This is a genomic window from Martinezella rhizogenes (assembly GCF_027460065.1).
Classification (GTDB): Bacteria; Pseudomonadota; Alphaproteobacteria; order Rhizobiales; family Rhizobiaceae; genus Agrobacterium; species Agrobacterium rhizogenes_C.
This window is the reverse complement of sequence record NZ_JAPYZZ010000001.1, coordinates 839,729-863,219: the sequence shown is the minus strand read 5'-3', so window position 1 is coordinate 863,219 and position 23,491 is coordinate 839,729. Positions and strand designations below refer to the sequence as shown.

19 protein-coding genes are annotated in these 23,491 nt (G+C 59.4%); 13 read left to right on the top strand and 6 right to left on the bottom strand.

The genetic code is table 11. The annotated features are described in order from the left end of the window. Positions 1 to 143 precede the first annotated feature (143 nt). The 6 genes from O8B93_RS04150 (at position 144) to O8B93_RS04125 (ending at position 6,665) form a co-directional block, all read left to right on the top strand. Positions 144 to 1,586, top strand: coding sequence for an FAD-binding oxidoreductase (locus O8B93_RS04150; RefSeq protein WP_405049011.1), 1,443 nt, complete (start codon positions 144 to 146; stop codon positions 1,584 to 1,586). Positions 1,587 to 1,701: 115 nt separating this feature from the next. Continuing rightward, complete coding sequence (locus O8B93_RS04145) at positions 1,702 to 2,418, top strand: FadR/GntR family transcriptional regulator (protein ID WP_269708504.1); 717 nt, start codon at positions 1,702 to 1,704, stop codon at positions 2,416 to 2,418. 203 nt (positions 2,419 to 2,621) lie between these two features. Further along, the gene (locus tag O8B93_RS04140; RefSeq protein WP_269708502.1) at positions 2,622 to 3,782 is read left to right on the top strand and encodes a fumarylacetoacetate hydrolase family protein; all 1,161 of its coding nucleotides are present in this window, start codon (positions 2,622 to 2,624) and stop codon (positions 3,780 to 3,782) included. Between the two features lie 21 nt (positions 3,783 to 3,803). After that, on the top strand, positions 3,804 to 4,334 hold the full coding sequence (locus O8B93_RS04135) for a TRAP transporter small permease (RefSeq protein ID WP_269708501.1): 531 nt from the start codon (positions 3,804 to 3,806) through the stop codon (positions 4,332 to 4,334). A 4-nt stretch (positions 4,335 to 4,338) separates the two neighbouring features. After that, positions 4,339 to 5,616, top strand: coding sequence for a TRAP transporter large permease (locus O8B93_RS04130; protein WP_269708499.1), 1,278 nt, complete (start codon positions 4,339 to 4,341; stop codon positions 5,614 to 5,616). A gap of 41 nt (positions 5,617 to 5,657) precedes the next feature. Beyond that, the gene (locus O8B93_RS04125; protein WP_060727351.1) at positions 5,658 to 6,665 is read left to right on the top strand and encodes a TRAP transporter substrate-binding protein; all 1,008 of its coding nucleotides are present in this window, start codon (positions 5,658 to 5,660) and stop codon (positions 6,663 to 6,665) included. 96 nt (positions 6,666 to 6,761) lie between these two features. On the opposite strand, the gene acs is transcribed toward O8B93_RS04125, so the two are convergent. Beyond that, positions 6,762 to 8,717 carry an acetate--CoA ligase gene (acs, locus tag O8B93_RS04120; RefSeq protein WP_269700996.1) on the bottom strand — a complete coding sequence of 652 codons (1,956 nt, stop codon included), beginning with the start codon at positions 8,715 to 8,717 and terminating at the stop codon, positions 6,762 to 6,764. Positions 8,718 to 8,945: 228 nt separating this feature from the next. Here acs and O8B93_RS04115 point away from each other — a divergent pair, with 228 nt between their 5' ends. Then, entirely contained in the window at positions 8,946 to 9,647 is a 702-nt protein-coding gene (locus O8B93_RS04115; protein ID WP_269708498.1) for a DUF1013 domain-containing protein, read from the top strand. Between the two features lie 59 nt (positions 9,648 to 9,706). Here the strand turns inward: O8B93_RS04115 and O8B93_RS04110 are convergent, their stop codons facing one another. Beyond that, on the bottom strand, positions 9,707 to 10,366 hold the full coding sequence (locus O8B93_RS04110) for a YggS family pyridoxal phosphate-dependent enzyme (RefSeq protein WP_269708497.1): 660 nt from the start codon (positions 10,364 to 10,366) through the stop codon (positions 9,707 to 9,709). A 192-nt stretch (positions 10,367 to 10,558) separates the two neighbouring features. Between O8B93_RS04110 and leuS the strand changes: the two genes are divergently transcribed. The 3 genes from leuS to holA are packed head-to-tail and all read left to right on the top strand — an operon-like array spanning position 10,559 to position 14,776. Next, entirely contained in the window at positions 10,559 to 13,189 is a 2,631-nt protein-coding gene (gene leuS, locus O8B93_RS04105) for a leucine--tRNA ligase (RefSeq protein ID WP_269708496.1), read from the top strand. Beyond that, positions 13,182 to 13,727: an LPS assembly lipoprotein LptE gene (locus O8B93_RS04100; RefSeq protein ID WP_269708495.1), complete on the top strand. Its 546-nt coding sequence runs from the start codon at positions 13,182 to 13,184 to the stop codon at positions 13,725 to 13,727. The genes leuS and O8B93_RS04100 overlap by 8 nt, the downstream gene beginning before the upstream one ends. Positions 13,728 to 13,738: 11 nt before the next feature. Next, on the top strand, positions 13,739 to 14,776 hold the full coding sequence (holA, locus tag O8B93_RS04095; protein ID WP_269708494.1) for a DNA polymerase III subunit delta: 1,038 nt from the start codon (positions 13,739 to 13,741) through the stop codon (positions 14,774 to 14,776). Between the two features lie 61 nt (positions 14,777 to 14,837). On the opposite strand, the gene fdxA is transcribed toward holA, so the two are convergent. The 4 genes from fdxA to O8B93_RS04075 all read right to left on the bottom strand — a co-directional run bounded on the left by fdxA (position 14,838) and on the right by O8B93_RS04075 (position 20,616). Next, positions 14,838 to 15,176 (bottom strand): ferredoxin FdxA, encoded by a 339-nt coding sequence (fdxA, locus tag O8B93_RS04090; protein WP_080827558.1) that lies wholly within the window; start codon positions 15,174 to 15,176, stop codon positions 14,838 to 14,840. A gap of 157 nt (positions 15,177 to 15,333) precedes the next feature. Further along, complete coding sequence (locus O8B93_RS04085) at positions 15,334 to 15,750, bottom strand: RNA-binding S4 domain-containing protein (RefSeq protein WP_269708493.1); 417 nt, start codon at positions 15,748 to 15,750, stop codon at positions 15,334 to 15,336. 4 nt (positions 15,751 to 15,754) lie between these two features. After that, positions 15,755 to 18,841, bottom strand: coding sequence for a helicase-related protein (locus tag O8B93_RS04080; RefSeq protein ID WP_269708655.1), 3,087 nt, complete (start codon positions 18,839 to 18,841; stop codon positions 15,755 to 15,757). A 449-nt stretch (positions 18,842 to 19,290) separates the two neighbouring features. Continuing rightward, positions 19,291 to 20,616 carry a ubiquinone biosynthesis hydroxylase gene (locus O8B93_RS04075; protein ID WP_405049017.1) on the bottom strand — a complete coding sequence of 442 codons (1,326 nt, stop codon included), beginning with the start codon at positions 20,614 to 20,616 and terminating at the stop codon, positions 19,291 to 19,293. Here O8B93_RS04075 and tesB point away from each other — a divergent pair. The 3 genes from tesB (at position 20,592) to O8B93_RS04060 (ending at position 23,419) form a co-directional block, all read left to right on the top strand. Further along, positions 20,592 to 21,476, top strand: coding sequence for an acyl-CoA thioesterase II (gene tesB / locus O8B93_RS04070; protein WP_269708492.1), 885 nt, complete (start codon positions 20,592 to 20,594; stop codon positions 21,474 to 21,476). The genes O8B93_RS04075 and tesB overlap by 25 nt on opposite strands. Before the next feature lie 213 nt (positions 21,477 to 21,689). Beyond that, entirely contained in the window at positions 21,690 to 22,040 is a 351-nt protein-coding gene (locus O8B93_RS04065; RefSeq protein ID WP_004444057.1) for a P-II family nitrogen regulator, read from the top strand. Positions 22,041 to 22,069: 29 nt separating this feature from the next. Further along, positions 22,070 to 23,419, top strand: coding sequence for an ammonium transporter (locus tag O8B93_RS04060; protein WP_269708491.1), 1,350 nt, complete (start codon positions 22,070 to 22,072; stop codon positions 23,417 to 23,419). The last annotated feature ends 72 nt before the right edge of the window (positions 23,420 to 23,491 follow it).

The following is a 23,491-nucleotide window of genomic DNA, read 5'->3' as shown; positions in this document are numbered from 1 at the left end:
CGGCCTGGCGACCGATAAATTAACTTGTAAGGTTGTCTGATAACCTTATATGATCCGATTGAAAATAGTATTTTTCACAAACCGGTAAAAGCAAGGGCGAAAGACTCTTGCCCGGATATTTTAGGGCGGATTGGACGGAGAGGGTGGAATTGAGCGAACACAATATCGAGGAATTGCGTTTCTCGCTGAAGAACAGGCTGGGGGAGGCCCTGCTGCTGACGTCTCAGGAAGACATGCTGCGTTATTGCCGTGACTGGCACGGCGACGTCACCAGTTCGGCCGTGGCCGTCATCCGCCCTCGCTCGACCAAGGAAGTGTCCGATACCGTGCTCGCCTGCGCCGAACTCGGCCTCGCCATCATCCCCCAGGGCGGCAATACCGGACTGGTGCTCGGCGGCATTCCCGATGCACCCAAACATCAGGTGGTGATGAGCCTAGAGCGCATGAACGCCATTCGCACCATAGACAGCGACGATTTTTCGGCCGTGGTCGAAGCCGGCTGCATCCTCTCGGAATTCAAGGATGCGGTGCAGGACAAGAGCATGTTCTTCCCGCTGTCGCTCGGCGCGCAGGGCAGCTGCCGCATCGGCGGCAACGTCTCCACCAATGCCGGCGGCATCAATGTCCTGCGTTATGGCATGACCCGCGAACTGGTTTTGGGTCTTGAAGTGGTATTGCCGGATGGCACCATCTGGAACGGCCTGTCGACCCTGCGCAAGGACAATCGCGGCATCGACCTGAAGCAGCTTTTCATCGGCGCGGAAGGAACACTCGGCATCATCACCGCCGTTGCCGTCAAACTTTACCCCAACCCCGAACATGTCGAGACGGCGCTGCTCGGCCTCAATTCACTTGACGACGCCATCAAGCTTTACCGCCGCGCTCGCCGCGAATGCTGTGATCTGATGTCCGCATTCGAATTCATGCCGCCCGTCGCCTTCACGCTCGCGATCGAGGCTATCCCCGATCTGAAGATGCCGATCGCCGGCGACTACCCGGCCTATGTGCTGATGGAGATTTCCGGATCGGGCCTGGTGGATACAGCCGATCTGATGGGGCGTTTCCTCGAGGGCGTGATGGAAGATGGCCTGGTGCTGGACGGCGTCATCGCCTCCTCCCGCGCACAGGCGCAGTCGCTCTGGCTGTTCCGCGAGGGCATGAACGAAGGTCAGGCTCTGCGCGGCAGTCATATGCGCACCGATATCTCGGTGCCACTCTCCAAACTCGCGGCTTTCGTAGCCGAGGCGGAAGCGGAACTGGCGGAAAAACTGCCGGAATGCCTTGCGGTTTCCTACGGCCATGTGGGAGACGGCAACGTCCACCTCAACGTGCTGCCGCCCAACGGCGCAACGCCGGAAGAGCGAGAGGCCTTTATCTACAAGTCCAAGACACTCGTGAACGAAGTCCTCGACCGTTACGTCGGCAGCATCAGTGCCGAACACGGCATTGGCCGACTGAAACGCTCCGATTTCGAAAGCCGGCTATCGGATGTGCAGCGTCGGATGATCACGGGTTTGAAAAATGCCTTCGATCCCGATTTGCGGATGAATCCCGGTTGCCAGATAACCCTGCAACCGGATAGCTAATCGAGAAGCAGAGGGCGGCCGAACACGCCGCCTCTGAAAACCCCGCTGACGGCGAAGGAGGAAGTCGCTGCCATGGGGAAAACGAACCAATCGTTTCTGTGGAACGGGAGCAATCATGACGCTGGAGTTCAATCAGATACATCGCAACGATCATCTGCCCGGCCGTATCGCCACGGAGATCGCTCGCGAGATCAATGATTCGCAGCTCGGGCCGGGTGACAGGCTGCCGACGGAACATGTGCTTGCAAAAACCTTCGGCGTCAGCCGTTCGGTCATTCGCGAGGCGATCGCGCAATTGCGCAACGAAGGTTTCGTTGAAACCCGGCAAGGGGTAGGCGCTTTTGTAACAGATCCGCGGCAACGATTGTCGATCCGGATCGAGCAATCCACCCTGAACGATCCCGAAAACTTCCGAGACCTGATGCAACTTCGGATGTCGCTGGAGATCGATGCCGCAGGCCTTGCGGCATTGCATCACAAACCCGAACATCTGGAAAAGTTCGACAAGGCCATTTACGGCATGCGCAATGCTATCGAATGGTCCAAGGACGGGGTCGAAGCTGATCTCGATTTCCATCGCACCATGGCGCAAGCCACCGGTAATGAATATTTCCTGATTTTTCTTGGCTTCATTGCCCAACGCATCAGCTCGGCAATCAATACCGCTTTTTCGCGGGCCGTTTACGGCGAAATCCTGGAAATCACCATAAACGAGCATGTCGTGCTGCGGGAAGCAATTGCATCGCGAAATGTTGCGCTGGCGCGAGATGCCATGCGCCAGCACATTTTAGGCGCTGCCCGACGACTGAACATCGATCTCGACATCTTCTGATCTTTGGACGCCGTTGGTATTGAAGCTATAAGACAGCTTCACCGCATTTGTTGGATGGCGATGGCGAATATGGCGAATTTTTGTCGGATGCACCGCTAGACTCGCCGCAAAAGTCATACTAAGAAGAGTGAGATTTGGTTGTCAGACATCCAGACAATAAGACCGCAGGAGGCGGCCTGTCGGGTGTTGAAGGGGAGGACTACATGACCGGCAAGAGGTCCATCGACGCTACCGCAATTTTGCCTGAAGACTTCGAAAACGCGCTGCTCGTCGGCCGCGTCTGGTCGAAAAGTGAAGGCGGTCCCTGCCCCGTGCTACTCAAGGGTGGCGTACTTTATGACCTAACCTCTATCTCCCCTACCATGTCGGAACTTCTGGAAAAGACCGATCTGGTGGAGCGGCTTGCCGACACCCGGACGTTCGTGGCGCTCGGCGCGTTCGAAGCCTTTCTGGACGGCTCCGCTGGCGAACTTCTTGCGCCCAACGACATTCAGGCCGTCAAGGCCGCCGGCGTCACCTTCGCCGACAGCATGCTGGAACGCGTGATCGAAGAGCAGGCCAAGGGTGATCCGCTTCGCGCGCAGGAAATCCGCGGACGGCTGGCGCCGGTTCTCGGCGACAATCTGCGGGGACTTGAGGCCGGCTCCGAAAAGGCCGCGGAAGTCAAGAAACTGCTCCAGGAAATGGGCCTCTGGTCGCAATATCTGGAAGTGGGCATCGGCCCGGATGCGGAAATATTCTCCAAGGCGCAGGCCATGGCCTCGGTCGGCTGCGGCGCGCTGATCGGTGTTCACCCGAAATCGCAATGGAACAACCCTGAGCCGGAAGTGGTGCTCGCCATCGCCTCCGACGGCCGCATTGTCGGCGCAACCCTCGGCAACGACGTCAACCTGCGCGATTTCGAAGGCCGCTCCGCCCTGCTCCTCAGCAAGGCGAAGGACAACAACGCTTCCTGCGCGATTGGGCCTTTCATCCGCCTGTTCGACGGCAACTTCACAATTGAAGACGTGAAGCAGTCGCAGATCTCGCTTCTGGTCGAAGGCGAGGACGGTTTCACCATGACGGGCGTCAGTGCGATGCAGGCAATCAGCCGCACGCCGGAAAACCTCGCGTCCCAGCTCTTGAACCGTAACCATCAATATCCAGATGGCGCCGTCTTTTTCCTTGGGACGATGTTCGCGCCGGTCAAGGACCGCCATGGCCCGGGTCTCGGCTTCACCCACGCCAAGGGCGACCGCGTCGAAATCTCCACGCCCAAGCTCGGCAAGTTGATCAACTGGGTCACGACGACGGATGAATGCCCTGAATGGACATTCGGCACCGTGGCCCTGATGCGCAACCTCGCGAAACGAGGATTGCTCTAAACATTTCTTCGGGAGGGGAAAATGCAAAAGACCATCAATCTCTTTTACCGGATTCTCGAAATCATCCTCGTCGCGCTGCTCGCCGGCATGTCGATCATGGTCTTCGTCAACGTCGTCATGCGTTATACGATGAATTCCGGCATCAACGTCTCGGAAGAACTGTCGCGTTATTTCTTCGTATGGCTGACCTTCCTCGGCGCCGTGCTGACCTTTCGCGAAAACAGCCACATGGGCATTGAAACGCTCGTGATGTTCCTATCGCGGCGCGCCCGCGTCTTTTGCATGATCGCGTCGAACATCATCATCCTGGCCTGTTCCGCCATCTTCTTCTGGGGAACCTGGAAGCAGTCCGGCATCAATGCCAGCATGCATGCGCCCGTCACCAAGCTGTCGATGATCTGGGTCTACGGCATCGGCATGTTCACCGGCGGACTGATGTTCGTCATCGCGCTGGAACGCCTGTACCGTCTTTTGACGGGCCGCGTCACGGAAGATGAAATCGCCCAGTTCGCGGGCGAGAACCTGACGATCGAACAGCTTTCGGAGCGCTGATACCATGACACTTCTCGTTTTTGTCGGCTCTCTCTTGGGAGCCATGGCGATTGGCGTTCCCGTCGCTTTCTCGCTGATGTTCTGCGGCGTAGTGCTCATGTGGTACATGGGCATGTTCAACACCGCCATCATTGCCCAGAACATGATTTCGGGCGCGGACACCTTCACGCTGCTCGCCATTCCCTTCTTCATTCTGGCCGGCGAACTGATGAATTCCGGTGGCCTGTCCCGCCGCATCATCGACTTTGCGATCGCTCTCGTCGGCCACATCCGCGGCGGCCTCGGCATCGTGGCCATCGTCGCGGCCATCATCATGGCCAGCATCTCCGGTTCGGCTGCAGCCGACACCGCGGCCCTTGCCGCAATCCTCATCCCGATGATGGCGAAGGCCGGTTACAATATTCCCCGCTCCGGCGGCCTCATCGCCGCAGGCGGCATCATCGCCCCCGTTATTCCGCCGTCCATGGCTTTCATCGTCTTCGGTGTCGCGGCCAACGTCTCGATCACGCAGCTTTTCCTTGCCGGCATCGTACCCGGCATCCTGATGGGCATTTCGCTGATCGTCGCCTGGCTGATCGTGGTGCGCAAGGACAACGTCAAGCCGCTGCCGAGAACCACGGCCAGGGAACGCCTGACGGCGACTGCCCGCGCCGGCTGGGCGCTCGGCATGCCGGTCATCATCCTGGGCGGCATCAAGGCCGGCATCATGACGCCGACGGAAGCTGCCGTCGTCGCCGCCGCCTACGCGCTTTTCGTCGGCATGGTGATCTACCGCGAACTGAAGCCGGCGGACCTGTTCCACGTCCTTCTGCGCGCTGCCAAGAGCACCTCGATCATCATGTTCCTGGTCTGCGCCGCGCTCGTCTCCGCATGGCTCATAACGGCTGCAAACATTCCGAACGAAGTCGCCGGTTATATCGAGCCGCTGATCGACCGTCCGATGCTCTTGATGGCCGTCATCATGGTGCTGGTCTTCATCGTCGGCACCGCGCTCGACCTGACGCCGACCATCCTGATCCTGACGCCTGTCCTGATGCCGATCATCAAGCAGGCGGGCATCGACCCGGTCTATTTCGGCGTTCTCTTCATCATCAACAACGCCATCGGCCTGATTACGCCTCCGGTTGGCGTCGTGCTGAACGTCGTCAGCGGTGTCGGACGCATTCCGCTCGGCAAGGTCACGATCGGTGTCTGGCCGTTCCTCGTTGCCGAAACCATCGTTCTGGCACTGCTGGTGATTTTCCCGGACATCGTCCTCGTACCGCTGCAGTATCTCCGTTAATCCGCAACCTGTTTCTCAAACACAATCCAAGGGAGGATATTATGAGAAAGCTTCTTCTGACCACCACGGCCATCGCTTTCGCCGTTGGCGCCGCTGCACCCGCAATGGCCGAATTCAACAGCCGCAATATCCGCGTTTCGAACGGCATCAACCAGGATCACCCGGTCGGCAACGGCATCAAGGCCATGCAGGCCTGCCTCGACGACAAGTCGGGCGGCAAGCTTAAGCTGACGGCATTCTGGGGCGGCGCTCTCGGCGGTGACCTTCAGGCAACGCAGGCCCTGCGCTCCGGCGTTCAGGAAGCCGTCGTGACCTCCTCGTCGCCGCTCGTCGGCCTCATCCCGTCACTCGGCGTCTTTGACCTGCCGTTCCTCTTTGCGAACGACAAGGAAGCTGACGCGGTCATGGACGGCGCTTTCGGCGACATGATGAACAAGAAGCTGGAAGAACAGGGCCTCGTAAACCTGGCCTACTGGGAAAACGGCTTCCGCAACCTGTCGAACTCCAAGCATGCCGTGAACAAGTGGGAAGATTTCTCGGGCCTCAAGGTCCGCGTGATGCAGAACAACATCTTCCTCGACACCTTCCAGAACCTCGGCGCCAACGCGACGCCGATGGCTTTCGGCGAAGTCTTCTCGGCGCTTGAAACCAACGCGATCGACGCGCAGGAAAACCCCTATGTGACGATCGACACCTCCAAGTTCTACGAGGTGCAGAAGTACATCACCGAGACGAACCACGCCTACACGCCGTTCCTCTTCCTCTTCTCCAAGCCGATCTTCGACAGCTACACGCCCGAAGAACAGACGGCCCTGCGTGAATGCGCAGTCGTCGGCCGCGACGAAGAGCGCAAGGTCATCCGCGAACTGAACCAGAAGTCGCTGGAAAAGATCAAGGCTGCCGGCCTCGAAGTGAACACGCTGTCTCCGGAAGAGCAGACCCGTATCCGCGAAAAATCGATGGTCGTTTACGAAAAGCACAAGGCTGAAATCGGCGCTGATGTCGTTGACGCCGTTCTGGCCGACCTGAAGAAGATCCGCGGCCAGTAAGCCTGTCTGTATTGAATAAAAAACACCCGGAAGTTCGCTTCCGGGTGTTTTCGTTTGCGGAAAGAAAAAGGCTGCCGAAGCAGCCTTTCCAGAAAGTCAGGACGCCGTGCGGTTCTGGCGGTTGGCGATGAGGTCTTCCACCACCGCCGGATCGGCAAGCGTCGATGTATCCCCGAGCGCACCAAAATCGTCCTCGGCGATCTTGCGCAGAATACGACGCATGATCTTGCCGGAGCGGGTCTTGGGCAGGCCCGGCGCGAACTGGATCTTGTCCGGCGTTGCAACCGGCCCGATCTCGTTGCGCACATGCTTTACCAGCTCCTCGCGCAGCGCATAATCGCCATTCTGCCCCGCCATCAGCGTGACATAGCAATAAATGCCCTGTCCCTTGATGGGGTGCGGATAACCGACCACGGCCGCTTCCGAAACGAGATGATGCGACACCAGCGCAGATTCGACTTCGGCCGTTCCGAGACGGTGACCAGAGACGTTCAGCACGTCATCGACACGACCGGTGATCCAGTAATAACCGTCCTCGTCACGCCGGCAGCCGTCACCGGTGAAATACTTGCCCTTATAGGTGGAGAAGTATGTATCGACGAAACGCTGGTGATCGCCATAGACCGAGCGTGACTGGCCCGGCCAGCTGTCGGTGATGCAGAGATTGCCGTCGGCCGGCCCTTCCAGCACATTGCCTTCAGCATCGACAAGCTGCGGCTGCACGCCGAAGAATGGCCGCGTCGCCGAACCCGGTTTCAGATCGGTCGCGCCCGGCAACGGGGATATCAGAATGCCGCCTGTTTCCGTCTGCCACCAGGTGTCGACGATCGGGCTCTTGTCCTCACCGACCACATGGTAATACCACTCCCATGCCTCCGGATTGATGGGCTCGCCGACCGTTCCAAGCAGCCGCAGGCTGTCGCGCGACGACCGTGTGACGAACTGGTCGCCCGCCCCCATCAGCGACCGGAGCGCCGTCGGTGCGGTATAGAAGATATTGACCTTGTGCTTGTCGATGACTTCCCAGAAACGGCCCTGATCCGGGAAGTTGGGAACGCCTTCGAACATCAGCGTCGTCGCGCAATTCGCAAGCGGCCCGTAGACGATGTAGGAATGGCCGGTAACCCAGCCGACATCGGCCGTACACCAGAAGACCTCGCCATCCTTGTAGTCGAACACATATTCATGCGTCATCGACGTATAGACGAGGTAACCGCCCGTCGTGTGCAGCACGCCCTTCGGCTTGCCGGTGGAACCTGACGTATAGAGGATAAACAGCGGATCTTCCGCCCGCATCTTCGCCGGCGGGCAATCCGGTTTCACCGTGGCGATTTCCTGATGATACCAGATGTCGCGGCCGGGCGCCCAGCCGGTCTTGCCGCCGGTGCGGCGCACGACCAGAACCTTGTTGACGATGACATATTGCTTGGCGGCAATATCGATCGCCTTGTCGGTGTTTTCTTTAAGCGGGATCGGCTTGCCGCCGCGCACGCCTTCATCGCAGGTGATGACAAAGGTCGATTCGCAGTCGACGATACGGCCGGCCAGCGCTTCGGGCGAGAAGCCGCCAAAGACGACGGAATGCACGGCGCCGATGCGGGCGCAGGCGAGCATCGCATAAGCCGCCTCGGGGATCATCGGCATGTAGATGGTGACGCGGTCGCCCTTCTTGACGCCGTGCTTCTTCAGCACATTCGCCAGGCGGCAGACATAGTCATAGAGCTGGTTATAGGTGATCTTCTTGTCGATATAGGGATTATCGCCTTCCCAGATGATCGCCGTGCGCTCGCCATGCGTCTTCAGATGCCTGTCGATACAGTTGTAGGAGACGTTCGTCAGGCCATCCTCGAACCACTTGATCGGCACACGCCCCTTGAATGAGGTGTTCTTGACCTTGGTATAGGGCTTGAACCAGTCGATCCGCCGGCCGTGCTTGTCCCAGAATTTTTCCGGATCCTCGACGCTCTCCTGATACCATTTCTGGTAACGCTCATTGTCGATGAGCGTGCGGGCTTTCGCCGATTTGAGCACCGGGTAGATTTTGGCAGACATGAACTCCTCCTGAACCAAATATGTCTTGTTGCTCGCCTTGAGACTCCCACCTCAGGCATGTGGTGAATTCATAGCAGGTCAATGACTGACGGCAATTAGACAAAGGCATTTGTTTCGCAAAGAATTGCAATTATGATGCAATCCGGTTATAGAGCGCCAATATCCCGGAAATCAGTGGTTGATACCACGCCCGCGACCCCGGCGCGGACGGACAGAAGGACTGTATCTATGGCTCAACAATTGCTCATGCCAAAGGCAACTGCTGTATGGCTGGTTGACAACACCGCGCTGTCGTTCGACCAGATAGCCACGTTCTGCAAATTGCATCCGCTGGAAGTCAAGGCGATTGCCGACGGCGAAGCCGCGCAGGGCATCAAGGGCCTCGACCCGATCGCGACTGGACAGCTTTCCCGCGACGAGATCGCCCGTGCCGAAGGCAATCCCAACCACAAGCTCAAGCTTTCCGAGCCGAAGGTGCGCGTGCCGGAATCCAAGCGCCGCGGCCCGCGTTATACGCCGGTTTCCAAGCGCCAGGACCGCCCGAACGCCATTCTCTGGCTGGTGCGCAACCATCCGGAACTGAAGGACGCGCAGATTTCGCGCCTCGTCGGCACCACCAAATCCACCATCGAGCAGATTCGCGACCGCACCCATTGGAACTCGGCCAATCTGACGCCGATGGACCCGGTAACGCTTGGCCTCTGCAGCCAGATCGATCTTGACCTTGAAGTCGAACGCGCTTCGCGCGGCCGCCCGCTGCCAACAGCTGAAGAGCTTGGCAACACGCTGCAGCCGGCAACGGTGACGGAAGGTCTGGATTACAACTTCCAGCGCGAGGAAGAAGAGCAGATCGACGCCGATGCCGTGTTCAAGAAGCTCTCCTCGCTGAAGTCTGCACCGAAGGACGAAGACGAGGACGATCAATACTGATCGAAAGTCTTACATCGTTTGAAAACCCGGCCGCAGTGCCGGGTTTTTTGTTGGATGATTTATCGCGCGCCGAAGATCGCCGAACCGACCCGCACGCTGGTGGCACCGAATTCGACTGCGGTTTCGAAATCGCCGGACATGCCCATGGAAAGCTTCTCGAGGCCGCATTCCTTGGCAAGCTTCGCTAGAAGAGCGAAATGCGGTCCGGGATTTTCCTCCGCCGGCGGAATGCACATCAGTCCCTCGACCGGCAGCTTAAGCTCATCCCGGCACAAAGCCACGAAGGCGACCGTCTCGCGCGGATCGATGCCGGCCTTCTGCGGCTCGAGCCCAGTATTGACCTGCACATAAAAACGGAGGCTGCGACCCTGCTTGCCGCATTCCTCGGAAAGCGCGCGGGCGATCTTTTCCCGATCGATACTCTGCACGACGTCAAACAGCGCGACGGCATCCGCCGCCTTGTTGGATTGCAGCGGGCCGATCAGATGCAGTTCGATATCAGGTGTCTTTTCTTTAAGAGCGGGCCACTTGCCCTGCGCCTCCTGAACGCGGTTCTCGCCGAACACGCGCTGACCACTGTCGATGACCGGCTGGATCGCTTCGGCGTCGAATGTCTTCGAAACGGCGACGAGCGTGACCTCGCCTGCCTTGCGGCCGGATTTTTCCGCAACATCCGCAATGCGCTGCCTGACATCTTCAAGACGTGCTTCGATTTCCATCACAAGACCTTTTTTAAACCGTTCGAACCGCTAACTAGACGCCGATTGCCTTGATGCCAAGCGGGTTTAGCACCATTTGAGGCACGCTGGCCAAGATTGAACGCCCGAATGCCCCGCCAAACTTGACGCCCCGGTCGTTTCATGGTGAAGGTCAGCGCAAATTTTTCCCCTCGATACCCGGAATTTTAGACAATGGCCATCGAACGTTACAATCCTCGCGACGCCGAGCCGCGCTGGCAGCAGAAATGGAACGAAGACAAGGTTTTCGTCACCGACAACAGCGATCCGCGCGAGAAATATTACGTTCTGGAGATGTTTCCCTATCCCTCGGGACGCATCCATATGGGCCATGTCCGCAACTACGCGATGGGTGATGTGGTTGCGCGTTACAAGCGCGCGCGTGGCTTCAACGTTCTGCACCCGATGGGCTGGGATGCCTTCGGCATGCCTGCGGAAAACGCAGCCATGCAGAACAAGGTTCACCCCAAGGACTGGACCTACCAGAACATCGCCACCATGCGCGGCCAGCTGAAATCCATGGGCCTGTCGCTGGACTGGACCCGCGAATTCGCTACCTGCGATGTGGAATATTACCATCGTCAGCAGGCGCTGTTCGTCGACTTCATGGAAAAGGGTCTGGTCTACCGCAAGCAGTCCAAGGTCAACTGGGATCCGGTCGACCACACGGTTCTGGCCAATGAACAGGTGATCGACGGCCGCGGCTGGCGCTCCGGCGCGCTGGTGGAACAGCGTGAACTGACGCAATGGTTCTTCCGCATCACCGATTTCAGCCAGGACCTGCTGGACGAACTGGATGAACTGGATCAGTGGCCGGAAAAAGTGCGCCTGATGCAGAAGAACTGGATCGGCCGCTCCGAAGGCCTGTCGCTGCGCTGGCAGACCGTTGCTGACACGGCGCCGCAAGGTTTCTCCGACATCACCGTCTATACGACGCGTCCCGACACGCTGTTCGGTGCCTCCTTCCTGGCAATCGCCGCCGATCATCCGCTGGCAAAGGAACTGTCGGCGACCAACCCTGATATTGCCGAATTCTGCGACGAATGCCGCCGCCATGGCACCTCCCTGGCAGCGCTGGAAACTGCCGAAAAGAAGGGCATCGATACCGGCGTCAAGGTCGTGCACCCGCTGGACCCCAGCTGGGAACTGCCCGTCTATGTCGCCAATTTCGTCTTGATGGACTACGGCACCGGCGCAATCTTCGGCTGCCCGTCAGGTGACCAGCGCGATCTGGATTTCGCCCGCAAATACGGCCTGCCGGTCGTGGCCGTCGTCGCACCCGAAGGTCCCGACGCCGCAAGCTTCACCGTTGAAGACACCGCCTTCACCGATGATGGCGTGATGATCAATTCCGGCTTCCTGAACGGCATGAAGACGGCTGACGCCTTCGAAGCCGTTGTGCAGAAGCTGTCCGCCGAGATGCTGGGCAACGCACCGCAGGCCGAACGCAAGGTCAATTTCCGCCTGCGCGACTGGGGCATTTCCCGTCAACGCTACTGGGGCTGCCCGATCCCGGTCATTCACTGCGAAGTGTGCGGCGTTGTACCGGTTCCGAAAAAGGACCTGCCGGTCAAGCTGCCCGACGACGTGACTTTCGACGTGCCCGGTAATCCGTTGGATCGCCACCCCACATGGCGCCATGTTTCCTGCCCGCAATGCGGCCATGACGCGCGGCGCGAAACCGACACGATGGACACCTTCGTCGATTCCAGCTGGTATTACACGCGCTTCACCGCGCCGTGGGAAGACGCACCGACCGACCCGAAGGTCGCCAATCACTGGCTGCCGGTGGATCAATATATCGGCGGCATCGAGCATGCCATCCTGCACCTGCTCTATTCGCGCTTCTTCACCCGCGCGATGCGCGAGACCGGCCATGTGGGTGTCAAGGAACCCTTCAAGGGCCTGTTCACACAGGGCATGGTGGTTCACGAGACCTATAGCCGCGGTGAAGGCCTGACGCGCGAATGGGTGCCGCCTGCGGAACTGAGGATCGAGGAAAACGACGGCGCGCGCCGGGCGTTCCTGCTCTCTTCCGGCGAAGAGGTTAAGATCGGCTCCATCGAAAAAATGTCGAAGTCGAAAAAGAACGTGGTCGACCCTGACGATATCATCGCATCCTATGGCGCCGATACCGCACGCTTCTTCGTCCTTTCGGATTCTCCACCCGATCGCGACGTCATCTGGTCCGAAGCCGGGGTGGAAGGTGCAAACCGATTCGTCCAGCGTGTCTGGCGCATCATCGGTGAAGCCGCCGAACAGTTGAAGGGCGTGAAACCGAAGCCGGCGACCGAAGGCGAAGGGCTGGCAGCCTCCAAGGCGGCCCACAAGACACTGAAGGCTGTTCAGGAAGATCTGGACAAGCTCGCCTTCAACAAGGCCATCGCCCGCATCTATGAACTGGTCAATGCCCTCGCCGGTCCGCTTGCGGATGTCGCTGCAGGCGGCAAGCCTGATGACGTCAAGGCGGCCGCGCGTGATGCCGTCGAAATCCTGATCCGCATCATCGCACCCATGACACCGCATCTCGCGGAAGAATGCTGGTCGGCGCTGGGCAATGAAGGCTTGGTGGCTGAGACGCCATGGCCGACCTTCGTGGCTTCGCTGGTCGAAGAAAACGATGTGGTCATGCCAGTACAGGTGAATGGCAAGAAGCGCGGTGAATTGACAATCGCGCGCGATGCGGATCAAGATGCGGTCCGCACGGCTGCCCTTGCGCTGGATGCCGTCAAATCGATTCTTGCCGGTGGCGAGCCCAAAAAAGTCATCGTGGTTCCGCAGAGGATTGTGAACATTGTTGTCTGACGTTTTTTCGAGATGGAGCCGCGTTGCGGCAGCAATTTCCGTCGTGATGGTGGCTGGTCTTCTGGCGGGCTGCCAGGTGCGCCCGCTTTATGGCGAAGCTTCCGGAACCAAGGAAAGGCTGGCGGCCGTCAGCGTCTCCCAGATCGGCGGCAGAGCTGGGCTGGAAGTGCGCAACCAGCTGATCTTCCTCCTTTCCGGCGGTGCCGGCGAACCGGCTACGGCGCAATATAACGTCAAGATTGCCGTAAGCTCGAGCGCCACGACCACAGAGGTGCAGAACTACGATCTGACGACCCGCGCGAACAATAATTACGACGGCCCCTATCCCGGCCGTGTCGTGATGAGCGGTCAATATGTCCTGACGCGCGTTTCCGACGGTCAGATCCTGCGCTCCGCACGCCGCAGCGTGACGGCGCAGGTGGATCTGCCGCAGCAGGAATTCGCCAAGATCCGGGCGACCCGCGACGCCGAGAACCGTGCGGCCCGCGAGCTGGCTGAAATCATTCGCACCGATATCGCCGCCACCCTCGGCCGCTGAGAGCGGCGGCCGTGACGGAGATAAAGTCCCATGAGTTCGAGCGCTTCGCCGAAAATCCGGCGGAGCGTTTTCGCATTTTTGTGCTCTATGGACCGGATCGTGGTCTGGTATCGGAGCGGGCAGGCGTCATCGCGAAGAAGACCGGCATCGACCCCGATGACGCTTTCGCATCGCTGAAACTGACCGCATCCGACCTACAGGGCGACCCTGGCCGCCTGCTTGATGAAGTCAACGCCATCGGCCTTTTCGGCGGCGAAAAACTCGTCTGGGTCAAAGGCGCCGCCGCTGAAAAGCCGTTGGTGGATGCGCTTCAGATTCTGGCGGACGCACCACCGGAAGCAAGCTTCCTGATCATCGAAGCGGGCGATGTCAAAAAGGGCACGGGGCTGCGCAAAATCGCGGAGCCAGCGCGCTCCATCGCCGCAATCCCCTGTTATGCGGACGATGCGCGCTCCCTGAATGCGTTGATCGATCAGGAGCTCTCCGCGAATAATCTGCGCATTGCACCGGCTGCACGGCAAAGGCTGATCGAGCAGCTCGGCGGCGACCGTATCGCCTCGCGTAACGAAATCCGCAAGCTCGCACTCTATTGCCTCGGCTCCGACGTGATCGAGGAAGATGACATTCTGGCCATCATCGGCGATGCCAGTACGGTGTCCGCCGACGATACCGTCGACGCCATCCTGAAAGGCGACAGGAACGCCTTTTTCCACGCCACCCAGAAGATCATTTCATCGAAAACCCCGATCTTCCTCGTCCTCCAGGGATGCCTCAAGCAATTCCAGCTGCTCGACCAAATGCGGGCCGAAATGGATGAGAAAAAGCAGCAGGCCGGCCAGGTCATGCAGACGCTCGGACGCCATATTCATTTTCGACGGAAACCGATCATCGAAAGAGCGCTGCGGACATGGCAACCAGCGGCGATTGCCCGCGAGATGAACCGTTTGCAGACAGCCATCCTGCAAAGCCGCCAGCGGCAAAGCCTGGAGGAAAGCGTGGCTCTTCTGACATTGCTGTCGACAACGCTTCAGTCCGGCCGCGGTGGATAAACAAAAGCCCTCATGCTGGTGCAACGAGGGCTTTTCAAATGTTGATCCAGAAACGTCTGGTTCAGTCGCCCTTGCCGGGCTCAGCGGAGAAATAAAGCTCCAGCTTGCCTTCGACCCCGTCCATTTCCTTGGCTTCCGGCATCGGATCACGCTTGATCGTGATGTTCGGCCAGATCGCCGCATATTCCGTATTGAGCTTCAACCACTTGTCGAGACCCGGCTCCGTATCGGGCTTGATGGCCTCAGCGGGACATTCCGGTTCGCACACACCGCAATCGATGCACTCATCGGGATTGATGGCGAGGAAATTTTCGCCCTCGTAAAAGCAGTCGACGGGGCAGACCTCAACGCAATCGGTATATTTGCAGCGGATGCAATTGTCGGTCACGACATATGTCATGATGAACTCCAGAATATGCAGGCCGGGTCTTTGGGCTTCGGAACACAAGCCGTCGCCCGGAATTCAGACAGGGCAATTTCGCAAGTGACGTAATGCCTTTGCCTGCAGATAGCAAGGATAACAATTCTGAAAAACGGGGCCGACCTGGAGGTTTATTCTAATCTTTGCTTCCGTCACTGTCAGACAGAAACCTGTCGAGCGCCCTGCGCTCTTTTTTCGTCGGACGCCCGCTGCCGGGCTCACGCATCGCCTGCTCCAGAGGGGTCAGCCTGTCGGACGGCTCCCGCGGCGGCGTCTGGTCGTCGTAAAGAAGCCTGGCTTCCTCATAAGGCCCGCGTCGCACCCCGCCGGATTTGACGATGAGCACCTTGTCCATTCGCTCAAAGCCGATTTCCAGCCTGTCCCCCACCTTCATCATGTGGCTGGGCTGGCGGACGGCAGCGCCGTTGACCTTTACATGGCCCGACTGGATGTAACTCTGGGCCAGCGATCGGGACTTGGCCATGCGAGCAAAGAACAGCCACTTGTCCAGACGCTGACGCGTGCTTTCCAGTGGCTGTTCGTTGTTTCCCATAGGCTTACTTCTTCAGCTGCTCCTTGAGCGCAGCGAGCTTTGCAAAGGGCGAATCCGGATCCATCGGCTTCTCCTTGCGTGGTGGCTTGGCTTCGAAGCGCTGCTGACCCTGTGGCTTTCCGCCACGGTCGTTGCGCTCCGGCCGGTCCTTGCGCTCCCCGCGATCATTATTGCGGTTGTTGCCGCGATCGGGGCGACCGCCGTCACGCTTGCGCTCGCCATCTCCATTGCGATTGGCTGCTTCGCGATTTGCGCCGTCGCGATTTGGATTGTCACGATTGTCGCGACGGCCTTCGCCGCGACGCTCACCCTGCTCACGTGCGCCGTCACGACCCTGACCGCGATGGCCGGGACGACGGTTTTCGCCGCGCTGATTTTCATTGCGACCACCCGGACGCCACAGAAGAACGGGCTTCGGCTCGGAAGGCTCCGCACCTTCGACAGACACCGCCTCAACTGCGGCAACCTCTTCACCGACGGCTTCCGCGACCGGCGCCTCGGAAGCGTCGCCTTCAGCAACAGCCGCCGTTTCGGTTTCCTGTTCTTCGGAGGCCGGCTCGTCCTGCTCGATCTCAGCGCTTTCCTCTACGCCCGTCACCGTTTCTGCGGCAACAGGAACGGCGGCGCCAACATGGCTGGCGAGGAAGGCCTGCGCCTCTTCTGCCGTAACCTGATCGGCACGGTAACCGAGGCCCTTGAGGATTTCTTCCATGTCATCGAGCGTTGCGCCGAGAATGGAAAGCATGGCGGTCGTCGTTGTAAAACGGCGGCCGTCATAAGCGCCTTCCGGGCGCGGGTGCTGGCCGGGTTTCCACTGCAGCAGCGGACGGATGAGATCGGCCAGGCGCTCGAGAATGTCGATACGCACGGCGCGCTTTCCGAGGAAACGGAAACCGGCGAGCTTGTAGAACATCCGCTCGAAGCTCGCATCTGTCACGACCGAGGTGCGGCCGGCGGCCAGCACCGGAATGAGATCGCCATAACCCGGCTTGCCGAGGCCATCATTCTTAAGCGCCCAGAGCAGCGTGACAAGCTCGGCCGGGGCCGGCTTCAGAAGCGCGGGCAGGAAGACGTGATAAGCGCCAAAACGCACGCCGTAGCGGCGCATGGAGGCGCGCGCATCCTGATCCAGCGACTTCACGTCTTCGGTGACGTCGCGGCGGAACAAAACGCCCAGATTTTCGACCAGCTGGAATGCCAGACCCTTAGCCAGACCCTGAAGATCCTCGGCGCGCGAAATATCGTCCAGCGGCTTCAACACGGTCGCAATCTGATGATTGACGAAACGTTCGACGCGCGCCAGCGCATGATCGCGAGCATTGCCGCTCAACTGCTCGTCGGCCAGCAGGATCACCCGCGGCTTCATGATGTTATCGCCTGCCGCGAGGCGGGCAACCGGCTCGCCAAGCCAGCGAACCAGACCATCGGAACTCAAAGCGAGATCGCCGTTGCCGCTGGCATGCAGACGCGCAGCGCGCGCCTCATACTCGAGCGCCAGCGCCTTCTGCGACGCAGCCTGCACGGCCTTCTGATCCGGCCCTTCCATTCCCGACACCGGCGTGAACCGGAATCCGGCCAATTGGCCGACGTGATGTCCTTCTACGAAGACATCACCATTTACACTGATTTCAGCTTCAAGCATCGCATTCTCTCTCAGGCGCCTCATGAGCACAGATGTCCTGCGATCAACAAAGCGTTTCGTCAACCTTTCATGTAGCGCATCGGACAATCGATCCTCGATTTCCCGCGTCTTTTCTTGCCAGTGTGTCGGATCGGCAAGCCATCCTGGGCGGTTCGATACATAAGTCCATGTTCTGATCTGCGCAATCCTCGCAGACAATGTATCGATCTCTCCATCCGTCCGGTCGGCACGGCGCACCTGCTCGGCCATGAAATCCTCATTCACCGCGCCGCGCTTGACCAGGTCGAAATAGAGCGTGGAGATCAGGTCGGCATGCTGTGCAGGGGCGATACGGCGATAATCGGGCAGCGCGCAGGCCTCCCAGAGTTTTTCCACCCGCGCATCCGTCGTGGTCACGTCGATAATCTCAGGATAACGCGACAGATATTCCAGCGCCTGTTGGTCGATGGCCGGCAGAGCACGCGAAAGCCCCTGGATCGCCGGCGCGGCATCAAGGCTCGTGCGCAGATTGGCAATGGAGGAAAAATCGAAATTTTTCGTCCGCCATTGCAGCACCTTCACCGCATCGAACTGATGGGTCTCGATCCGCTTCACCAGCTCGTCGTCGAATGGATCGACACGCCCCGTCACACCGAATGTGCCGTCGCGAAGATGACGGCCGGCGCGGCCGGCAATCTGGCCGATTTCACCCGGATTGAGGTTGCGGAACTGGTAACCGTCGAATTTGCGGTCCTGCGCGAAGGCGACGTGATCGACGTCGAGGTTGAGACCCATGCCGATCGCATCCGTCGCGACAAGATATTCCACATCGCCCGACTGGTAGAGCCCCACCTGCGCATTGCGGGTGCGCGGCGAAAGCGCGCCCATCACCACGGCAGCGCCACCGCGCTGGCGACGCACCAGCTCGGCAATGGCGTAGACCTCTTCCGCCGAAAAGGCGACGATCGCGGTGCGCTGCGGCAGGCGGGTGATCTTCTTCTGGCCGGCATAAAAAAGCTGCGACAGGCGCGGCCGCTCGACCACGGTTATTCCCGGCAGCAGCTTTTCAAGGATCGGGCGCATCGTGCCGGCACCCAGAAGCAGCGTCTCTTCCCGCCCGCGCAGATGCAGCACCCTGTCGGTGAAGATATGGCCACGTTCAAGATCGCCAGCCAGCTGCACCTCGTCGACGGCGACGAAGGCGGCGGTCGTCTCGCGCGGCATGGCTTCCACGGTGCAGACGGAATATTTGGCTTTTGGTGGCGCTATTTTTTCTTCGCCGGTTATCAGCGCCACATTCGGCGCCCCCACCTTTTCAACCAGACGGGTATAGACCTCCCGCGCCAGAAGGCGCAGCGGCAGGCCAATGACACCGCTGCCATGCGCGACCATACGCTCGATCGCGTAATGGGTCTTGCCGGTATTGGTGGGGCCGAGAACGGCCGTGACACCGCGGCCGCTCAGGATCATGGGGCGAAAATTCAACGTAGTATCCGCGAATCGACTTCATCTGCTTGCCGTGCCGCCCGCTATCACCGGATGCAGGCCGCACGCACCACACATGGCAATGCGCGCCGACAAAGGCAATAGCCCTCATCCGTAAAGTGGCGGAGGAGGGCCTATCAGGTAAATTTTCCATTCAGATTCAGCGGCTTGATGGTTCAAAAAGAATCCGGCGAAAATGGAATCGATTCGGCTGCGGAACAGTCTGCGAACGAATCGAATACGAATCGCTGACTCGCCCTGATTCCGTTTTTGTTCTCCGCAATATCTGGTTGGAAAATTCCTGCCCCATACCAGATTGTGAATCCGGGTAAGTCCTTGCCCGGATTCAGCTTTCCATTCCCGGAAAATACCGTAATGGCCTGTCAAGCGACAATTGCGGAGAGCGCTGTTAACCCCTTGGCGAAGGGTCCCGATCAAAGCGCCTCGCCGGCAAGAAGGCGCGGCGCATTCGCATCCGTCGTACCGGCGGCCTGACCGATGAAATAGGACTTGAGACCCGGCAAACGATCGACAACACCCAGACCGAAATCGCGCATGATGCGGATGGGACCGACATCGTTGGAGAAAAGCCGGTTCAGCACATCCGTCGTCACACCCATGCGCAACGTGTCGAAACGCCGCCAGGATTGATACCGCTCGAGAACGTTGAGAGAGCCGATATCAAGACCGAGGCGATCGGCCTCTACCACGGTTTCGGCAAGGGCTGCCACATCCTTGAAACCTAGATTGAGGCCCTGTCCGGAAATCGGGTGAATGCCGTGCGCCGCGTCACCCGCAAGAGCAAACCGTGACGCGACGAAGGAGCGCGCCAGTGTGAGGCCCAGCGGAAAGGCACGTCGTGGACCGACTGGACGGACGGGCCCGAGTTTGTGGCCGAACCGGCGCTCCAGCTCTTCCTCGAAGACAAGATCGTCAGAGGCGACCAGCCTGTCGGCATCGGCCGTGCGCTCGGTCCAGACAAGCGAGGAACGGTTTCCTTTCAACGGCAGGACGGCAAAGGGGCCGGAAGGCAGGAAATGCTCCTCCGCGCAGCCCTCATGCGGCCGTTCGTGCTCTACGGTCGTGACGATACCAGACTGGTCATAGGCCCAATGCACTGTCTTGATGCCGGCCATATCCCGCAAAGCCGAGCGAACACCGTCGCAGGCAATGAGCAATCGCGCTTCCAGCGATGAACCGTCGGAAAGGGTGATGGCTGTCGATTGCGGTCCCGCAGTAAAACCGGAAACACTGAAACCGTGGCGGATTTCAATGCCTAGACGCTCGCAAAGGCCACGCAGCGCTCCCACCATGGCGACATTCGGAACCATATGGGCAAAAGGCCTGCCCTCCTCCACGGCGCCGTCAAAGGTCAGAAAGACCGGGCGGACGGGATCGGCGGTCTTCGAATCGGTGACGATCATCCTGTGGATCGGCTGCGCCTCAGGCTCGATCTCGTTCCATATGCCGAAAACATCGAGCATGCGCGTGGCCGCCGAAATGACGGCGGAGGCGCGGACATCCTTCTTCCAGACATCATCAGGGGCGGCTTCAATCACCTGTACATCGAGGTGCGGTGCAGCCTGCTTGATGGCGACAGCAGCGGAAAGACCGACATATCCGCCACCTGCAACTACCACGTCCAGCATCGCGCTTCTCCTCAAATCTTGTGCACGCATCATCGGCGCACTATAGACCATGTGACGTCTTCCTACAGCCGGAGCAGGCCGAAAAAATGTCGCATCCCTCGCAAACGTCAGACCCGATGGTCAATCTCATCGCCACGCTCGATCTCGAGAAGCTGGAAGAGAACCTTTATCGGGGCGAAAGCCCGCAGATCGGCTGGCAGCGGGTTTTTGGCGGCCAGGTCATCGCGCAGGCCCTGATCGCCGCGCAAAGAACCGTGGATGACGACCGCCTCGTGCATTCGCTGCATGCCTATTTCATGCGTCCCGGCGACCCGCTGGTGCCTATCGTCTACCAGGTGGAGCGCATCCGTGACGGCGCAAGCTTCTGCACCCGCCGCGTGGTCGCCATCCAGCACGGAAAGGCAATTTTTTCCATGTCGGCATCGTTTCAGATCTTCGAGGACGGCTTCGACCATCAGATCAAGATGCCTGATGTGATGCCGCCTGAAAAACTGATGAGCGAAGAGCAGATGCAGGCGGCCTTCCTTGCCAACGCGCCCGCCTCGATCCGCAAATACTGGAGCAATAAGCGGCCGATCGAGATAAGGCCGGTTTCGCTGACCCATTATATCTCGAAGGAAAAGCTGGAGCCGCAGCAGGATATCTGGGTCCGCGCCGTCGGCGACGTGCCCGCTGATCCGCGCCTGCAATCGGCCATTCTCGCCTATCTCTCGGACATGACGCTGCTCGACACCTCGCTCTACGCCCATGGAACAACCATCTTCGATCCGTCCATTCAGGTGGCGAGTCTCGACCATGCCATGTGGTTCCACCGTCCCTGCCGGCTGGATGACTGGCTGCTCTACACTCAGGACAGCCCCAGCGCGTCCGGTGCTCGGGGGCTGACCCGTGGCAATATTTTCACCAGGCAGGGTGAACTCGTCGCCTCCGTCGCGCAGGAGGGTTTGATCCGCAAAAGGGCAAATGATTAAATAATGCGCTTTTTTAAAAAATCGCACATTTTATAGACGCTTTTTTGGGCGACAAATGCCCCTTTTTCAGACGTCCGTCATATAATCTTTATATTTCAATAAATTACGCCCCTGTATCAAAACTGGCACGCCCTTTGAATGTATGTCCGCAGTCGCTGTTACTGATCTGCCAGCGGCAAGGAGAGTCGGCTCCATGCCGAGGACAAACAAAGGATGGGAAACCAGATGAAAATTGTGATGGCCATTATCAAGCCGTTCAAGCTGGATGAGGTGCGCGAAGCTCTCACCGGCGTCGGCATCCAGGGCCTGACCGTGACCGAAGTGAAGGGTTACGGACGCCAGAAGGGGCATACCGAGATTTATCGCGGCACGGAATACGCGGTGAGCTTCCTTCCCAAGCTGAAGATCGAGATCGCAGTTCCATCCGACGTCGTCGACAAGGCCGTCGAGGCGATCGCGTCTGCGGCAAAGACCGGGCAGATCGGTGACGGCAAGATCTTTGTCTACTCTATCGAACAGGCCGTGCGCATCCGTACCGGCGAAACCAACACAGAAGCGCTTTAAAGCACGGCTGACAGGGGAGTTTTCCAACTATGCAACTCAACAAGTTTTTGACGCTCGGCACGCTGGGCGCCGCAGCGACGGCCCTGATGGCCCCGGCCATTGCCTTTGCCCAGGATGCAGCGCCGGCAGTAGCGGCAGCGGCTCCTGTTCCGGAAAAAGCCGATACCGCCTTCATGTATGTCGCAACGATCCTCGTGCTGTTCATGATCATTCCCGGTCTGGCGCTGTTTTACGGCGGCCTGGTCCGTACCAAGAACATGCTCTCCGTTCTCATGCAGTGCACAGTCATCGGCGCAGTCATGATGCTGGTCTGGGTCATCTACGGTTACTCCTTCGCCTTCGGCGGCGGCACCGGCCCTTATTTCGGCGGTTTCGGCAAGCTGTTCCTGTCGGGCGTTTCGCTTGACAGCACCTCTGCCACCTTCTCGCAGGGTGTCGTGATCTACGAATATACCTTCATCGCCTTCCAGATGACCTTTGCGGCCATCACACCGGCGCTGATTATCGGTGCTTTTGCGGAACGCGTGAAGTTCTCCGCTGTCATCCTGTTCACCATCCTCTGGGCCACCTTCGTCTACTTCCCGATCGCGCACATGGTCTGGGATGCGAACGGCCTGATCTTCGGCATGGGCGCTCTCGACTTCGCCGGCGGCACCGTCGTTCACATCAATGCCGGTATCGCTGGCCTGATCGGCGCGATCATGGTTGGCAAGCGCACCGGCTTCGGCAAGGACATGATGGCTCCCCACTCCATGACGCTGACGCTGGTTGGCGCAGCCATGCTGTGGTTCGGCTGGTTCGGCTTCAACGCCGGTTCCAACCTCGAAGCATCGGGCGGTGCGGTTCTCGCAACCATGAACACCTTCCTCGCCACTGCTGCTGCCATCGTTTCCTGGTCGCTGGTTGAAAGCTTCACCCGCGGCAAGGCCTCCATGCTGGGTGCCGCTTCGGGCATGATCGCCGGCCTCGTTGCCGTCACGCCTGCTGCCGGCTCCGTCGGCCCGATGGGTGCGATTGTTCTCGGCCTCATCGTTTCGCCGATCTGCTACTTCTTCGTCTCCGTGGTGAAGAACAAGTTCGGTTATGACGACACTGCCGACGTCTTCGGCGTCCACGGCATCGGTGGCATCATCGGCGCGCTCGGCACCGGCATCTTCACTTCGCCGCTGCTTGGCGGCACCGGCAAGGCCGATTTCTCCATCGCCTCGCAGGTCTGGACCCAGTTCGTTGCCGTTGCCATCACCATCGTCTGGTGCGCCGTCGTCTCGGTTATCCTCTACAAGATCGTTGACGTGATCGTTGGTCTTCGGGTTCCGGTTGAAGCCGAACGCGAAGGTCTCGACCTCGCGACCCACGGCGAAGCCGCTTACCACTCCTGATATCAGGGAAAAGGGGTTCTCCATCCCCTCTCCCACAAGAAGGCCCGCTCCGGCGGGCCTTTTCTTTGCCGC

Excerpts from the sequence above, each read along its gene's own strand:
- acs (WP_269700996.1), bottom strand. The coding sequence starts at position 8,717 with ATGTCTGCCAAAATCTACCCGGTGCTCAAATCGGCGAAAGCCCGCACG.
- O8B93_RS04145 (WP_269708504.1), top strand. The coding sequence starts at position 1,702 with ATGACGCTGGAGTTCAATCAGATACATCGCAACGATCATCTGCCCGGC.
- O8B93_RS04080 (WP_269708655.1), bottom strand. The coding sequence starts at position 18,841 with ATGATCCTGAGCGGCCGCGGTGTCACGGCCGTTCTCGGCCCCACCAAT.
- O8B93_RS04115 (WP_269708498.1), top strand. The coding sequence starts at position 8,946 with ATGGCTCAACAATTGCTCATGCCAAAGGCAACTGCTGTATGGCTGGTT.
- O8B93_RS04130 (WP_269708499.1), top strand. The coding sequence starts at position 4,339 with ATGACACTTCTCGTTTTTGTCGGCTCTCTCTTGGGAGCCATGGCGATT.
- O8B93_RS04135 (WP_269708501.1), top strand. The coding sequence starts at position 3,804 with ATGCAAAAGACCATCAATCTCTTTTACCGGATTCTCGAAATCATCCTC.
- O8B93_RS04110 (WP_269708497.1), bottom strand. The coding sequence starts at position 10,366 with ATGGAAATCGAAGCACGTCTTGAAGATGTCAGGCAGCGCATTGCGGAT.
- O8B93_RS04125 (WP_060727351.1), top strand. The coding sequence starts at position 5,658 with ATGAGAAAGCTTCTTCTGACCACCACGGCCATCGCTTTCGCCGTTGGC.
- O8B93_RS04060 (WP_269708491.1), top strand. The coding sequence starts at position 22,070 with ATGCAACTCAACAAGTTTTTGACGCTCGGCACGCTGGGCGCCGCAGCG.
- O8B93_RS04065 (WP_004444057.1), top strand. The coding sequence starts at position 21,690 with ATGGGAAACCAGATGAAAATTGTGATGGCCATTATCAAGCCGTTCAAG.
- tesB (WP_269708492.1), top strand. The coding sequence starts at position 20,592 with ATGTCGCATCCCTCGCAAACGTCAGACCCGATGGTCAATCTCATCGCC.
- fdxA (WP_080827558.1), bottom strand. The coding sequence starts at position 15,176 with ATGACATATGTCGTGACCGACAATTGCATCCGCTGCAAATATACCGAT.
- O8B93_RS04140 (WP_269708502.1), top strand. The coding sequence starts at position 2,622 with ATGACCGGCAAGAGGTCCATCGACGCTACCGCAATTTTGCCTGAAGAC.
- leuS (WP_269708496.1), top strand. The coding sequence starts at position 10,559 with ATGGCCATCGAACGTTACAATCCTCGCGACGCCGAGCCGCGCTGGCAG.
- O8B93_RS04085 (WP_269708493.1), bottom strand. The coding sequence starts at position 15,750 with ATGGGAAACAACGAACAGCCACTGGAAAGCACGCGTCAGCGTCTGGAC.